The sequence below is a fragment of the Acinetobacter sp. BIGb0102 genome (assembly GCF_003815055.1).
GTDB lineage: Bacteria > Pseudomonadota > Gammaproteobacteria > Pseudomonadales > Moraxellaceae > Acinetobacter > Acinetobacter vivianii.
The window spans coordinates 73,042-87,394 of the sequence record NZ_RKQE01000001.1; the positions used below are offsets into that span (position 1 = coordinate 73,042).

The window sequence follows — 14,353 nt, forward strand, 5'->3', positions numbered from 1 at the left end:
TAGCAATAAAAAAATCAGGCGCTTTGCCTGATTTTTTTGCATTTAGGGTGCTTACTTAAATGTTGTGATACTGACGATACCAATCCACAAAGTTTTTCACGCCGTCCACAACCGAGGTAGCGGGCTTATAATTAACATAGTCTTCCAGTGCCGAACTATCCGCAAAGGTATCAGGGACATCACCAGGCTGAAGCGGAAGCAGGTCTAAAATCGCTTCTTTACCAGCAGCTTTTTCAATCGCCTGAATATATTCAATCAACTTCACTGTGCGATTGTTGCCAATGTTGAAAATTCTAAATGGCGCATTGCTGGTTGCAGGGTTTGGATGATTGCTGTCCCAGTTTTCATCAGGTGTCGCAATTTTGTCGCTGGTACGGATAATCCCTTCCACAATATCATCGATATAGGTGAAATCACGGGTATGGTTGCCATGATTAAATACTGGAATCGGCTTACCTTCAAAAATATGCTTGGTGAACTTAAAGAGTGCCATATCTGGACGTGTCCACGGCCCGTATACGGTAAAGAAACGTAGACCTGTCGTTGGGAGTTTAAATAAATGGCTGTAGCTATGCGCCATCAATTCATTGGCACGTTTGGTCGCTGCATAGAATTGTAGAGGATGGTCAACGCCATGCTGTTCGCTAAATGGCATGGTGGTATTGGCCCCATACACGCTACTGGTGCTTGCATAGGTCAGGTGAGGTGTTTCTGCGTAGCGGCATGCTTCCAAGATATTGGTAAAGGCAATCAGGTTACTTTCCACATAGCTATGCGGATTCTCAAGCGAGTAACGCACGCCTGCCTGTGCGGCTAAATGGATAACACGATCAAAAGCATGTTCTTTAAAACACTGGTCAACCACTGCTTTATTGGCCAGGTTTTCTCTGATCAGTGTGAAGTTGCCTGTCTCACTCTTTTCGGCCACTTGTTGTAATTGTTTGACACGAGCTTCTTTAAGGCTTGGATCATAATAATCATTAAAATTATCAAAACCGACCACATCATCACCGCGTTCAAGCAGTTTTTGTGCAACACTAAAGCCGATGAATCCAGCAGCGCCTGTGACTAGAACTTTCATTCATCGCCTCCAAAAATATCTCGTGTATAAACTTTATCTTGTACATCTAGCAATTCATTGGAGACGCGATTGGCAATAATCACATCACATGATTGCTTGAATTCGTTTAGATCCTGCGTAACTTTCGATTTAAAGAAGCTATCTTCGTGAAAGGTTGGCTCGTAAATAATGATTTCAATACCTTTGGCTTTCAGGCGTTTCATCACGCCTTGAATTGCAGAGGCACGGTAATTGTCAGAACCGCTTTTCATCACTAGGCGATAAATACCGACGGTACTTGGATTCCTTGCGATAATTGAATCGGCAATAAAATCTTTACGGGTACGGTTGGCATCGACAATTGCTTTAATCAGGTTACTTGGAACATTGTTATAGTTTGCGAGCAACTGCTTGGTGTCTTTTGGCAGGCAATAGCCGCCGTAGCCAAACGATGGATTGTTATAATGACTGCCAATACGTGGATCTAGACAAACCCCATCAATCACTTGCTTGGTGTCTAAACCGAAACTTTGCGCGTAGGTGTCCAGCTCATTGAAGAAAGCAACACGCATGGCCAGATAGGTATTGGCGAACAGCTTAATCGCTTCAGCTTCGGTTGAATGAGTCAAAAGTACAGGAATATCCTGTTTGATTGCGCCCTCTACCAGTAAATCTGCAAATTGCTGGGCACGTTCAGATTGCTCTCCAACAATGATGCGGGATGGGTAGAGGTTATCGTGCAGCGCTTTGCCTTCACGTAAAAACTCAGGCGAAAAAATAATATTTTCAGTCTGGTATTTGTTTTTAACGTGCTCGGTAAAACCCACAGGAACGGTTGATTTAACAATCATGGTTGCGGCAGGATTAATCGCAAGCACATCCTGAATCACACTTTCGACGCTTTGCGTATTAAAGTAATTGGTCTGTGGATCGTAATCGGTGGGTGTTGCAATAATAATAAAATCAGCATTTTGAAAAGCGTATTGCTTGTCGGTTGTTGCTGTAAAATTTAAGTTTTTTTCTTTTAAAAATAGCGAAATATCATGATCTTGAATCGGTGATACTTTATTGTTTAGTAGTTCTACCTTGCTTTCTAAGATATCAAGTGCAATGGTCTCATGGTGTTGTGCAAATAGCATCGCATTTGACAATCCCACATATCCAGTTCCAGCAATAGCTATTTTCATAAGTACCTAACAGATTCGAAATACATGATGGACGGTTAATAGGATAGCCAGAGTGAGCCGAGTTTTAAATCCCATTCTACTGGTGTGATCACCATTCGTCCTGCATTTGGGGTGAGCGTAATTTCACTAAAGTAAACGTGATCCTGAGATAATAAGAAATCTACTCGACTATAACCATACGCAAAACAGAGTTTTTCTGACAATTCGATAATATTTTTCAATTGTGGTGGCTTGGCTAAAGCATCTGGTGAGTTATCTTTCAGGTCGACACGAAATGGTTGTAAGTTCCATTCAGTATCATACATGTTTGAATAGTCATTACCTTGGGTATCTTGTACATCAATTTCCAGATATTCTGGACGCCCTTCAAAACAGTGAACACGACAGGTGGTAATGACTGACTGGGTTGCTGGATCGACATATAAATCAACATATTGTTCAATCAGAATTTTGGGGCAAATGTCTTTGTAGTGCCATTCGCGTTTTCTGAAATACATGTTCTTTTTCAAGTGATCTTTGATTTTCGCCTTGACCGTGGTGACATCAAGTTTGCTTTTATCACGGCAAATCTTGGCACTACCACTGTCATGGGTACATTTCAGCACAAACTGGTTAGGTAGCTGCTCAAAATCGATTTCATCAGCACAGCCATAGACGCCAACCAGAGGAACCAAATAGTCATTTCCGACTTTTGCTGAAATTAAATCTCTGACGGCACATTTATCCGCCAGTTTAGTCAATAACGGACTTCTTTCGTAGATCATGCGCGCCGTGACTTTTTCATTAAAGCTTTTGGGCGCGCCAAAGTCGGGTGTGTAACCCAACTTACACATAAAACGTTTGGTGAGATACTTTTTATCTGAGACAAATTTAGTTCTAATTACTTTTGCTTGATATTCAAAATAGTCATAGTTAATCATTTTAAAAAAGGTTTAATCCCATAAAAGTAGTCGATAATTATAGTAAAAATGCTTAAATTCGTCTAATTAAAAAGTAATATATTTTTTTACTAACTGATTCCAAAAGGTTTGATTTTGTTAAAGATTGTGAGTTTTAAGCTGATGTTCATGTACAGGAAAAATACGATAAGAAGATAGATGGTATGCTTCATCTAAGACAGTAAAATACTGAATAAATATAATATATTGATTTATATGAAATGATTGACTTGTTCGCTCTGGAAGCTATTACGAAAAGAGGCTGACGGTAAATAGATCAGTGGTGTTATCATAGGTCATTAGATTAAACATCTTTAGCCGTATTTTCGGGCTTTCTAATTGTTTAAGAGTGAATTGATGAGTGAAATGATGCAACCGGTTGATGTGGTGATTGCCTGGGTAGACGGTAATGATCCAAAGTTAAAGCAAAAACGCCTCCAGTATCAGGGTAAAAAACAAGCTTCTGATGCAGTGAGTGATACCCGCTTTGCCAGTAACCATGAAATTTATTATAACGTTGCATCGATTTTAAAGTATGTTCCATTTTGCCGTCATATTTACATTGTGACAGATGCCCAGCAACCACAATGGATTGATGACTTCGTAACAGATGGCATTTGTGAGGCAGGCAAGATTCGTATTGTTGACCATCGTGAAATTTTTGCTGGTTATGAACAATATCTTCCGACCTTTAATACCCGTTCCATTGAAACCATGTTATGGAATATTCAGGGCTTATCGGATTACTTTTTCTATTTAAATGATGACTTTTTCTTTAATGCGCCTGCGCAACTAGAAGATATTGTTATCGATCAGAAAATGGTGATTTACGGACATTGGCAAAGCAGTTTTATGCTTAAGGCCAAGCTCTGGTATCGCCAATTGTTAAACCAGTATTTTGCCAAGCCGATTCAACCCAAGCATATGATTGCGCAAATGTTAGGGGCGGATAGACTTGGATTTAAAAAGTTTTTTGAAATTCACCATTATCCACATGCAGTAGATCGTAAAATTCTGCAAGACTATTTGCTTGCTCATCCTGAGTTTCTAGAAAAACAGATTCAGTATAAATTCCGCAGTGTAGAGCAAATTAACCCGATTTCATTGATGAATCACTTAAAAATTAAGTCTAATGAGGCCGTGTTAAAACCTGATCTTGAAATTGCTTATTTGAAAAATGAAAGCAGTTTAAACAGTTTCTTGCAAAGCTTGAGCAATGAACAGATTAAATATGGTTGTATGCAAAGTCTGGATCAGTTGAGTGATACAGCAGCCCAGCAGATTTATCATGCTTTAAATCAGAAATTGGCGGGCTACTTACCACACGTTTTATTGGCTCAAACAGCCGAAGGATAAATAATGAAAGTCGTAACTTATCTGATTAATCTGGATGGTAGTGATCAACGTCTGGCGAGTGCAACAGCACAGTTACAGCAACAAGATTGGCCATTTATTCGTTTTTCTGCCTACGATGGTCGTGGCAAAGCGCTCTCTGAGTTTAAACAATATGATGATGCCGAGGCGCAACGAATTTTGGGCCGTAGCCTAATCAACTCAGAGCTGGGTTGCTATTTGAGCCATTATGGTTGTGTCGAAAAATTCCTCGAAACAGACGCCGATTATCTGGTGGTTTTGGAGGATGATATATATGTTCTACCGAACTTTAAAAATAATCTGCAATCACTTCTAGACTATCTGGATCAGCATAAAGCGCTGGACTGGTATGTCGTGAATCTGGCGGCGAAAAAGAAGAAACTTGCCAAGGATATTGTTCAGATGGAGCATTATAACTTGTGGCATGCTTACTATTTCCCGATCCGTGGTGTGGGACTGGTCTGGTCAAGAAAAGGCGCTGAGGAGTTTGTCAGACTCGGGAAAGAGATTCATGTTCCTGTTGATATCTTCTTCCAAGGTTGGCTCAGTAAAAATGGAAAAGGACTCGGGGTCTGGCAGCCGTTCGTGAAACCTGCTGGTCTGGACAGTGATATTCTGGGCACGGTTGCAACACAAGGAATTCAGCGTAAAGATCTGGAAAAACGTGATGCCTCGCATGGCTTAAAAAAACAGAAACGTATGTGGCGTGATCGTTTTTACGCATTCAAGCATCTTTACTTTTAATTAACATTGTCGAGGCAAATCACTTCAGCGCAAAGATGAACTGAAGTGATTTAAAAATATGGCTGAGTGACCTGTATGAAAATATTTAAAAAAATATTCTATCTCTTGAAGTTCTATACGATGTATTCGAATAAAAAGAGAGGGGTGAATGAAGCCATAGACAATGAAGCTGATCTGATTGTCCTTAATCCAACAAGTGTTGATGCAGTCATTCCAAAGAAAATCTGGATGTATTGGGAAGGGCCACTGGCTGGATTTGTGGAAAAATGTGTTGAACAGGTTAAAAAAACTAATCCTGATTATGAGGTTCATTTTCTCACACCAGATACAGTGAAAAGCTTTTGTGATATTGATTTTGGTCGCTTCCCCAAGGCAACACCACAACAAAAGGCCGATTTACTCCGTTTTGAATTGATTTATCAATATGGTGGTATTTGGTTAGATGCCAGTACGATTGTCTATGAGTCTTTAGACTGGATTCAGGATTTGGTTAAAAAGACCCAGACCAATAGTTTTGCTTATTATCGTGCCAAGAACACGACCATCAAAACTTCTCCTGTTTTAGAAAACTGGTTGTTGGCAAGTGCTGCAAAAAATCCATTTTTTAAGTACTGGTTTGATGAACTGGTTACGGCGATTGAATTAACGCCCAAAGCTTATCTGCAAAAATTGAAAGAAACTGAACCTGATTATCAGGACTTGATTCAGCATATTGGTCGGCTGGAATATCTGGTGGCGTATGTTGCCTGTCAGAAAGTGATGCGTAATCATTTACCAAGTATGTGCTTAATTAACTGCGATAAGAATGCGCTGTATTTTCAGGTCAAGCACCAATGGGTTAAAGAAAAAGTGCTTATTGATATGGCAATTCACTATCCACCTGCTGAAATGCCAAAACTGATCAAGCTTGCAGGCAAGGAAAGAAAAACCCTCAGTCATTATTATGAAAAAGGGATGTATCTGGAAGGTTCATTACTCGATATCTAAAACAAGATCTGTCATAGTTTAAAGCAAGTTTTTTGGATCAATCTTCTCAAAGGCATGTACGGCGCTGGTTTGAGATAGATTAAAAACTTTAATCTCTTTTTCTTGAAACAGCGTTGCAGCAACATCGAAGGCTTGAAATACCTCGTTAACATGGCGGTTTAAGGTGGTTGGTTGTTGACGTTCACTACTTTCGTAAAAACGCGGTTGTGTGAAGTTATTCATATCCAGACCAGCAATATAAATTTCTTTATAACTTAGGGTGTAGATCACCTGAAGAGCCACATACGCTACCGTAAAGTAGTCGAAGGTTCCTTTGAAAATATCTTGTGAAAATCCAAAACCATTCTGAATAAAAAAGTCTTTTTCATTTTGATCGAAATGCTTTGCGCGATCTAAAAAAACTTCAGTGACATTATCTGTAATGGTTTCAATCGTCTTGATCTGACAGCGAATATCTTCTATCGGAACTTGTCTGAGAATTATATCTAGACAACGTGGTGTCGTGAAAAATGTACATTCTGTATTCAGGACTTTCTGAACAAGATCAAAGCGACAGCCAACAAAGTTATGATCGATAATGATATAGCTGGAAAATTTGATTGAATCAAATGCGATTGCGCCGTTGACCCCAATATAATCAATGTCAGTTCGATGCAAAATTTCGCGATCTAGTTGCTGAATAGATGGGCCAGCCGCCACTAGCATGCATTTCTTATGATTAATCTGCTGTGGTGCAAGATTGTCAGAAACTAATTGTTTTTTATAATAAATCTGTTCAATACGATGGTGTTGATCTCTTGTTACGCTATAAAGAGGCCAGTAACGGCGGTTATGCTTTGCCGCTTTAGGAAAGAAAATCTTATAAATTAATTTATAAATACTTCTGGAAATAGAACCTGAGAAGAAGTGGATCATTTAAAAAAACCATTTATAAAATATCATCAGGAAGAATGGAACTAGATGCCCGTGGGAGACGACCTAGTTCCATTTATGTTAGTCATCTAAAGAAAAACTTTTCTTTTTAAACTTGGCTTTTAAATTATGTAGAGAACGGGCAAACCAGTTTTTATCTTCAGGACGTGTCACTTTGTTTCCACGATAATGAATTTGAGTGGCTTTAGAAAAATCACCAAATGGTTCAATCTGATAATTTTCTGGACGATAGCCCGCTGCTAATGCTTCTTCATAATATTGATCAAAGAGCTGTGTCAGATCACTTCTCGGATGAGGCATGATTTTACCGTCAAACCAGTGTTTTTGGCCTGCAGCTTCTAAGCGTGGTAAAGAATATTTATGACTGAACTGAGTTCCCATATCTGAATAATGAAGAATTTTGATCTGTTCAATTGCTAATTCTTCTCCATCAATATTATTGTACGAATCTTGATAAGGCTGAACCAGCTTCGGTTTATCTTTTAGCAAGCGCATCAATTTTTTGTGGCTTTCTGGATCTGCTTGTATTTCTTTTAATGGCGGTAGATATGCTTTCGCCTTTTCGCAGTCCCAGACACACGTACACAATCGGGCAGCGTTCTTTCCACCTTTGGCAATCACTATGGCATCGTCTTTTTTAGGATGTGCCCATAACTCTGCAATATCGCATAACACGACCACATCCGCATCCATATAAATGGCACGGCCCTGAAAATTACATGACTCTGGAATTGCCCATCTAAAACCTGAAAAAGGAGTCGCCCAATGCTCAGTATGCCAGCCTTCACCCGTCTGTTGATTGGTATACCATGGACTATTTGGGTCGTGGCTGAGTTGCATCCATATGATTTCAACGGGATGTTTGGTATGCTTGCGGACACTATAGTCCAGTACCATCATTTGTTCTAGATCACAGTTATTGGGATCGCAACCGACAAAAATTTTAATTGTGGAGTTAGACATTCCTAGCTTCCATCTTTAAGGCTGTATTCATAATTATAGTCTAAAAAGAGTGATGATTTTTGAAATATTTCTCTGGTCGTGATGAGTTTGTAAAGTGTTTATGTGAGGCAATGTAGTGATAACAAATACATTTATTGAAAAAGCCAAAAAAAAGATTGCCAGAGCTGAAGTTGTTTCTTTTGATATATTTGATACTTTGTTATTACGTCCATATCTCTCTCCTCGTGATTTATTCTTACACATTGAGATTGATCAATGTCTGGAGGGATTTGCTTTTGCCCGAAGAGAGGCAGAACTGAGTGCCCGAAAGAAAAATCCTGATAAACAGGAGATTTGTTATGACGATATTTATAATGAAATTGAAACACGTTTTGCAAGTGCAAAAGAAATTGAATTAAATTGGGAACTTATGGTTCTTCAATCGAATCCTGAGATGAAAATACTTTGGGATTATGCGCTTGAGTTAAACAAAAAAGTGATTGTCATTTCAGACATGTATCACTCATATGAAGACCTTAGTCAATTACTCATTAAAAATGAATTTCATGCTTTTGAGCATCTCTATGTGTCTAGCTGCTATGGCAAAACCAAGAAAAAAGGGAGCTTATTTGAACAGGTCTTTCAGGATCTACAGGTGAAGCCACAGGATATTGTACATATTGGGGACAATAAAAAGGGTGATTTTAGAACCCCAGCAAAATTAGGTATTCAGGCAATTTTATATAAACAGGTTGCACTTCAGTTTTTAGCTATAAATGAGCGAGCAAGACGATTTGCTGAACAGAATGTCCCAAGTTTAGGCAAAAGCATTCTGGTGGCCATGTTGGCAATGAGATGGCGTAAGCAAACTTTGCAACAAGACAGTAGTCAATATTGGGACGACATTGGTTATGCCTATGCAGCCCCTTTGGCTTATGGTTATACCAAGTGGATTGAAACAACAGCACACCAAAAAAAACTCGACCATCTTCTATTTGTTGCTCGAGATGGATTTTTACTACAAAAAGCTTTTGAACATTTCCATTGTGGTGAGATAAAGACAAGTTATGTTTATGCACCACGTTTACTGAATCTGGTTTATCGATTGGATTATGACAAGCGTAATATTGAGCATGCCCAACCAATTGTTGATTTCTATAGCCAGAAATATGCAGATATTCGGGAGTTAAGAGATGCAAACTCTCTGATCAAAGCAAATGATTATCACGAATTTATTCAAGTACATAAGCTTAAGTTTGAGTCTTATGCCAAAGAAATGTATGCAGATTATCATGTCTATATCGATGCAATCGTGAATAAACAGGAAAGCGTTGGTCTGATTGATAGTAAGACCGTCGCATTTACTTCACAAAAAATGTTGGAAGATGTTTTACAGCGACCAGTTCAAGGCTTCTATTGGTCAACGTTTTTGCCTTATCGAACCAAGAAATATGCATTTGAGACGTTTATACCGAATAATTTAAATATACTCGATCCGAATGTATTTACTAAAAACTGGAAATTTGTGGAGCTACTTTTAAGTGCGCCTGAGTTTTCAATTCAGGGTGTTACACGAGAAGGCCAAGCGGTCTATAAGGATAAACCAAGTGCAGATGAGCGAATCATTAAAGATAATTATGCTCAGATTGTGCAAGGCGCTGAGGTGTTCTTTGCTGATGTAAAAGCTATGTTTGGGCAAACACCTATTTATCTTGAAGGGCAGGAGCTTGTTTCCTGGGTGAATATGTTTTGTGATCACCCTAATAGTCATGACATCAAGGAAATGGCGGAGATCAAATTGGCTGTCGATGTATCACATCGTCGTAGTGTGCCTTTATTTGCGATGAAGACTTCATGGCTAGATTTTTTAAAAAAACCAAAAGCCACTCTGAATCTGTTAAAAACTATAACGTGGAGAACACCTCTGCAATCACTTATTTTACATATGCTTAAGCCAATAAAAATAAAAAGGAAACAGACCAGGCAAATAAAAATCAACTTTTTCCCATATCTTAAAGTTCGATATTTCTTATGGACCTTATCACTGTTTAATCGGTTTTCTTTTCAATTGAGCTTAGGTGATCATAAAAAGCATATTACTTAGGCTCGGGCTTTGTTAAGCCTGCTTCAGTATGTTGCTTTTAGGGCTCAAATTATAGAAAGAAGCTTTAGTTTTAATGCGTATTTTTGTTTAGAAAAGGACGTGTTGAGTAATCTTGGTATTAGAACTTAATATTTAATGTTTTTTAAGTAATTGAATTTAATTAAATTAAGCGTAACTCTTGTTTGTGAAGAATGTACTTTAAAGCTAAAAAACTATTTTTTATCCAGTATTTATGAGATTCCCTCTCATCTCGATTGATGTGTATCTGAAATAATGTACATCATAATCAAAAACAAGTATTCTTAGCGCCTACAGGCATGTGGCCTAATTTGTATGAATTATTACTATCCCGATATGAAAAAGTTTGTTGTAAGTCTCTCAAGCGCAATCGAGCGTCGTAAGCATATTTCAGCTCAATTTGAGAGACAGGGCATAGAATTTAGCTTTTTCGATGCTGTAACACCTGATATTGCAGCTTCGGATGCGCAAGCAATGAAACTCAGTGTGCATGAAAATCATATTGCTCGGGGAGAGCTTGCCTGTTTTATGAGCCATGTTCATTTATGGAAAAAAATTGTTGAGGAAGATATTCCTTACATGGCTATCTTTGAAGATGATATTCATTTGGGTGAAAAAGCAGATTTCTTTCTAAATCAATCCGATTGGATTGAGAAAGATTGGCATTTAGTCAAATTAGAAGCATTTACGCCCAAAGTAATACTTGGCCCTAAGCAGAAGCAATTTCCTCAGGAAGGGCGTGAGATCTATAAATTAACAGGTAAAAACTTAGGTACGGCAGGTTATATCCTTTCATTTGATGGGGCAAAATTTCTATTAAATGAAATTAAGAAAATGGATTATATTATTCCATTAGATAATTTTATGTTTGAATATGCTGTTAAAAATCATAATTTTATGATGTATCAAATGCAGCCTGCATTATGCATTCAAGATACCATCTTGCATTATCGTTCTACCAGTATTCAACTGAAAAGCCAGTTGACCTCTGAAAGAAAGAAAAGAATGCACGCAAACAAGGCCAACGGTTTACAAAAAATTCTGGTCGAATTATCTCGAATTACGACACAATTGAAAATTACTCTGTTTGCTCGTCGAGTGACTTTCAAGTGAAAAATTTTGTTATTAGCTTAAAATCGGCTTCTGATCGTAGAAAGCATATTGAAGAACAGTTTGGGGATAAGGGAATTGCATTTGATTTTTTTGATGCGATTGAACCTCCTCAGGTTGATCTTCAAGCTGAAAAAATCGGACTGATTCTTCGTCAGGGTGATCTCAGCCGAAATGAATTGGCATGCCTATTGAGCCATGTGTCTTTGTGGCAAAAAGTTATTGATGAAAAAATTCCTGCGATCGCAATTTTTGAAGATGATGTACATTTGAGCCATGATGCAGAGCTGTTCCTAACAGATTCAAGCTGGTTGCAGTGTGATATTGTCAAGCTGGAAAAATCATATAAAAGTGTGATTCTAGACTTGGAAAAAATACAAGTTTTCAAGGATAAAGAGTTCATTTTGAGGAAGTTAAAAAAACCTCATTTAGGTGCTGCTGGCTATATCTTGTCGTATCAAGGAGCGGTGGCGCTTCTAGATTATATGAAAAGCCAGAATGAACTTGATCATGTTGACCAAATTGTTTTCCGAAAATATATTCATGAAGGCGAGCTTGGAATCTATCAATTGAATCCAGCTTTATGTATTCAGGACTATATTCTAAATCCTGAAGAACAAAAATTTAAAACCAGTCTGCAATGGCGTAATAAAGAAAAAATTAAGGTCAAAGGATTGAAGAAGTTATTGCGCGAACTGAACCGCTTTTTAACTCAGTTGAAAGAGTCTCCTTATAAAACCAAGCTAAAATTTATAAAGCGTAATAAGCTGTAAATTAGCGTTATATTGGTTTAATCAGGGCTTATTTTGATTTCGCATAGTGCGAATATTTCCTTGTAGTTCATTTTATACTGTTTAGTTGTATAATCCTGATTTTTATTCTCAAGCATGATGGTTGTCTAAGTGAGTATTTTTGTCATTAGTTTGGATTCTGCGGTTGAGAGAAGACAACATATTGAAGCGGAATTTAAAAAATATTTAGTTGATTTCAACTTTTATGATGCAATCACCCCAGTCACATCTGACGAAGCTGCAAAAAGTGTCGGGATTGATTTAAGTCGACGTGGTGACTTAACAAAAGGGGAGGTTGCCTGTTTGTTAAGCCATGTCATGCTCTGGAAAAAGATTGTTGATCTTGATCTGAAGTATATGGCTATTTTCGAAGATGATATTTATCTTGGTGAAAATATACAGAATTTTTTTAGTGACTTTTCATGGATCCCTGAAGACGTCCATATCATTAAATTAGAAGCTTTCGATAAAAAAGTTGATATGGCTTTTTTCCCAAAATTATCAAAAGATGGTAGAAGCTTATATCACCTTAAAGCGATGCATTTAGGTGGAGCTGGTTATATTTTATCAAAAGCAGCAGCTGAACATTATCTTGCACTCATTGCGAATATGCCAAAATTGGTACCTGTAGACCATATCCTGTTTGGTTGTGATGTTAAATATGGGAAGTATGAAACCTATCAAATCACTCCAGCGATTTGTGCTCAAGATTTCTATGTTTATAATAAATATGATAATTTGCCAAGTCATTTGGAAGAAGACCGTTCAGTTCGTCATAGAGCTGAGAAGTTGGCCCGACTGCAACAAAAGAAGAAATTAAGTCTATCTCTAAAAGTTAAAAGAGAACTTTTCAGATTAGTTTCGCAAATCTTGAAGTTGACGAAGCTCTCTGCTTATCGAACGGTAAAGTTTAAATAATTAGATTTATATAAATCTACGTGAGCTGTCTGTAATTCATTTATAGACAGTCTTATCACCACCCCTAAACCGTTTATAACCCCACATATATTCAGCAGGAAAGCGGTTGATCATCTGTTCAACTGCTTGATTGAGTGCAGTCGTTGCAACTTCGATGTTGCGATCATAAAGTGCTGGATCATTCAGATCATCGCAATACACATCAAATCCTTCACCATCGTCACGACGGAAACAGCTTAATCCCACCAGACGACATTGGGTTTTTTGAGCCATTTTGCTGGCCAGTGTACTGGTCAGGCAGGGAATTCTGAAAAAAGGAACTACGACACCGCCGGACGGATCGGGAACATGATCAGGCAGAATCACACTGAAACCACCTTGTTTTAGATTCTTAAATAGCGCTTTGACACCCGAAGCATCTGTCGGCACTAAAGTTGCGTTGAGGCGTTGACGTGCATGCAATGCAAAAGTATTGAAGCCTGAATCTTTCATGGGTTTATACATGATGGTCGGGATGCCATATTGATGTACCCATGCATTCATCATTTCCCATGTACCCAGATGCGGAGTAATGATCAGTGCACCACGAGGATCGCTCAGCGCATCGGTCAGGACTTCCAGATGATGCACAGTATGAATTTGTTGAATGCTCCATTCGGGTGGCATTGCCCAGCATTTTCCAGATTCGATATAACTGAGACATTGTTTGGTGACGCTTTCTCGTGCAAGCCGTTCTTTCTGCTCTTGACTGAGTTCAGGATAAGCCAGTCCAAGATTGACTCTGGTTTTCCACAGCATACTTTTATTCGGGTTTTGATTGATAAAGTAAGCTGCCACTTTTGCGATACTGCGCAAAAATGGAAGGGGGAGAATACGGAGCAGAGTAGGGTAAAAAGACATTCTAGTGGGTCTTATTTATCGGCGTTGCCTTTAAGCACCATATAAATCAGTGCAACAAAAATCAGTAAAGCACCTACCAGACTACTTACGCAGAAATATAAAATACGTTGGTTGGTATCCATATTGAAAAGTTCATTTGCCAGGATGTAACGCATAAAGAACCATTGAGCAAGTGAAAACACAATAATGATAATTGTATGTCGACGTACATCACGACGCATTGCCATAAGACTGACCTCTCAATAAAAAGCAGTCTATTATGCCATTAGCGGACATGATCTCAAAGCAAAACTAGGGATTATAAAAAAACCCTGCAGAGTGCAGGGTTTTTGTTGAAGCATAAACTC

General features: G+C 38.3%; 14 protein-coding genes. 7 read left to right on the forward strand and 7 right to left on the reverse strand.

From position 1 onward, the window contains the following. Window positions 1-55: 55 nt before the first annotated feature. The 3 genes from EC846_RS00380 to EC846_RS00390 are packed head-to-tail and all read right to left on the reverse strand — an operon-like array spanning window position 56 to window position 3,167. The gene (locus EC846_RS00380; RefSeq protein WP_004775533.1) at window positions 56-1,081 is read right to left on the reverse strand and encodes an NAD-dependent epimerase; all 1,026 of its coding nucleotides are present in this window, start codon (window positions 1,079-1,081) and stop codon (window positions 56-58) included. After that, a complete protein-coding gene (locus EC846_RS00385; protein WP_123773747.1) occupies window positions 1,078-2,247 on the reverse strand; it encodes a nucleotide sugar dehydrogenase in 1,170 nt (389 codons plus the stop codon). Before EC846_RS00385 ends, EC846_RS00380 begins: the two co-directional genes overlap by 4 nt. 35 nt (window positions 2,248-2,282) lie before the next feature. Beyond that, complete coding sequence (locus EC846_RS00390; RefSeq protein WP_005259575.1) at window positions 2,283-3,167, reverse strand: ATP-grasp fold amidoligase family protein; 885 nt, start codon at window positions 3,165-3,167, stop codon at window positions 2,283-2,285. Window positions 3,168-3,542: 375 nt separating this feature from the next. Between EC846_RS00390 and EC846_RS00395 the strand changes: the two genes are divergently transcribed. The 3 genes from EC846_RS00395 to EC846_RS00405 all read left to right on the forward strand — a co-directional run bounded on the left by EC846_RS00395 (window position 3,543) and on the right by EC846_RS00405 (window position 6,290). Then, entirely contained in the window at window positions 3,543-4,541 is a 999-nt protein-coding gene (locus EC846_RS00395) for a Stealth CR1 domain-containing protein (RefSeq protein WP_123773748.1), read from the forward strand. Window positions 4,542-4,544: 3 nt separating this feature from the next. Continuing rightward, complete coding sequence (locus EC846_RS00400) at window positions 4,545-5,303, forward strand: glycosyltransferase family 25 protein (protein WP_123773749.1); 759 nt, start codon at window positions 4,545-4,547, stop codon at window positions 5,301-5,303. Between the two features lie 75 nt (window positions 5,304-5,378). Then, window positions 5,379-6,290 (forward strand): glycosyltransferase family 32 protein, encoded by a 912-nt coding sequence (locus EC846_RS00405; protein ID WP_123773750.1) that lies wholly within the window; start codon window positions 5,379-5,381, stop codon window positions 6,288-6,290. An 18-nt stretch (window positions 6,291-6,308) separates the two neighbouring features. On the opposite strand, the gene EC846_RS00410 is transcribed toward EC846_RS00405, so the two are convergent. Together EC846_RS00410 and EC846_RS00415 are read right to left on the reverse strand one after the other, a co-directional pair. Continuing rightward, window positions 6,309-7,205 carry a lipopolysaccharide biosynthesis protein gene (locus EC846_RS00410; RefSeq protein WP_123773751.1) on the reverse strand — a complete coding sequence of 299 codons (897 nt, stop codon included), beginning with the start codon at window positions 7,203-7,205 and terminating at the stop codon, window positions 6,309-6,311. 78 nt (window positions 7,206-7,283) lie between these two features. Continuing rightward, entirely contained in the window at window positions 7,284-8,186 is a 903-nt protein-coding gene (locus EC846_RS00415) for a glycosyl transferase (RefSeq protein WP_123773752.1), read from the reverse strand. Window positions 8,187-8,301: 115 nt separating this feature from the next. On the opposite strand from EC846_RS00415, the gene EC846_RS00420 reads away from it, so the two are divergent. From EC846_RS00420 to EC846_RS00435, 4 genes are all read left to right on the forward strand, one after another. Then, complete coding sequence (locus EC846_RS00420; RefSeq protein WP_123773753.1) at window positions 8,302-10,269, forward strand: HAD-IA family hydrolase; 1,968 nt, start codon at window positions 8,302-8,304, stop codon at window positions 10,267-10,269. A 333-nt stretch (window positions 10,270-10,602) separates the two neighbouring features. After that, the gene (locus EC846_RS00425; RefSeq protein ID WP_081410352.1) at window positions 10,603-11,400 is read left to right on the forward strand and encodes a glycosyltransferase family 25 protein; all 798 of its coding nucleotides are present in this window, start codon (window positions 10,603-10,605) and stop codon (window positions 11,398-11,400) included. After that, complete coding sequence (locus EC846_RS00430; protein WP_123773754.1) at window positions 11,397-12,170, forward strand: glycosyltransferase family 25 protein; 774 nt, start codon at window positions 11,397-11,399, stop codon at window positions 12,168-12,170. The genes EC846_RS00425 and EC846_RS00430 overlap by 4 nt, the downstream gene beginning before the upstream one ends. A gap of 129 nt (window positions 12,171-12,299) precedes the next feature. Further along, on the forward strand, window positions 12,300-13,106 hold the full coding sequence (locus EC846_RS00435) for a glycosyltransferase family 25 protein (protein WP_123773755.1): 807 nt from the start codon (window positions 12,300-12,302) through the stop codon (window positions 13,104-13,106). A gap of 36 nt (window positions 13,107-13,142) precedes the next feature. Here EC846_RS00435 and EC846_RS00440 read toward each other — a convergent pair whose 3' ends face one another. Beyond that, window positions 13,143-14,006: a lysophospholipid acyltransferase family protein gene (locus EC846_RS00440; protein WP_123773756.1), complete on the reverse strand. Its 864-nt coding sequence runs from the start codon at window positions 14,004-14,006 to the stop codon at window positions 13,143-13,145. Window positions 14,007-14,017: 11 nt separating this feature from the next. Beyond that, complete coding sequence (locus EC846_RS00445) at window positions 14,018-14,233, reverse strand: hypothetical protein (RefSeq protein ID WP_004775503.1); 216 nt, start codon at window positions 14,231-14,233, stop codon at window positions 14,018-14,020. Window positions 14,234-14,353 lie beyond the last annotated feature (120 nt).

Bases quoted from the DNA above. Each gene is read 5' to 3' on its own strand.
- EC846_RS00440 (WP_123773756.1), bottom strand. From the start codon at position 14,006: ATGTCTTTTTACCCTACTCTGCTCCGTATTCTCCCCCTTCCATTTTTG.
- EC846_RS00400 (WP_123773749.1), top strand. From the start codon at position 4,545: ATGAAAGTCGTAACTTATCTGATTAATCTGGATGGTAGTGATCAACGT.
- EC846_RS00445 (WP_004775503.1), bottom strand. From the start codon at position 14,233: ATGGCAATGCGTCGTGATGTACGTCGACATACAATTATCATTATTGTG.
- EC846_RS00410 (WP_123773751.1), bottom strand. From the start codon at position 7,205: ATGATCCACTTCTTCTCAGGTTCTATTTCCAGAAGTATTTATAAATTA.
- EC846_RS00380 (WP_004775533.1), bottom strand. From the start codon at position 1,081: ATGAAAGTTCTAGTCACAGGCGCTGCTGGATTCATCGGCTTTAGTGTT.
- EC846_RS00415 (WP_123773752.1), bottom strand. From the start codon at position 8,186: ATGTCTAACTCCACAATTAAAATTTTTGTCGGTTGCGATCCCAATAAC.
- EC846_RS00395 (WP_123773748.1), top strand. From the start codon at position 3,543: ATGAGTGAAATGATGCAACCGGTTGATGTGGTGATTGCCTGGGTAGAC.
- EC846_RS00385 (WP_123773747.1), bottom strand. From the start codon at position 2,247: ATGAAAATAGCTATTGCTGGAACTGGATATGTGGGATTGTCAAATGCG.
- EC846_RS00425 (WP_081410352.1), top strand. From the start codon at position 10,603: ATGAATTATTACTATCCCGATATGAAAAAGTTTGTTGTAAGTCTCTCA.
- EC846_RS00405 (WP_123773750.1), top strand. From the start codon at position 5,379: ATGAAAATATTTAAAAAAATATTCTATCTCTTGAAGTTCTATACGATG.
- EC846_RS00390 (WP_005259575.1), bottom strand. From the start codon at position 3,167: ATGATTAACTATGACTATTTTGAATATCAAGCAAAAGTAATTAGAACT.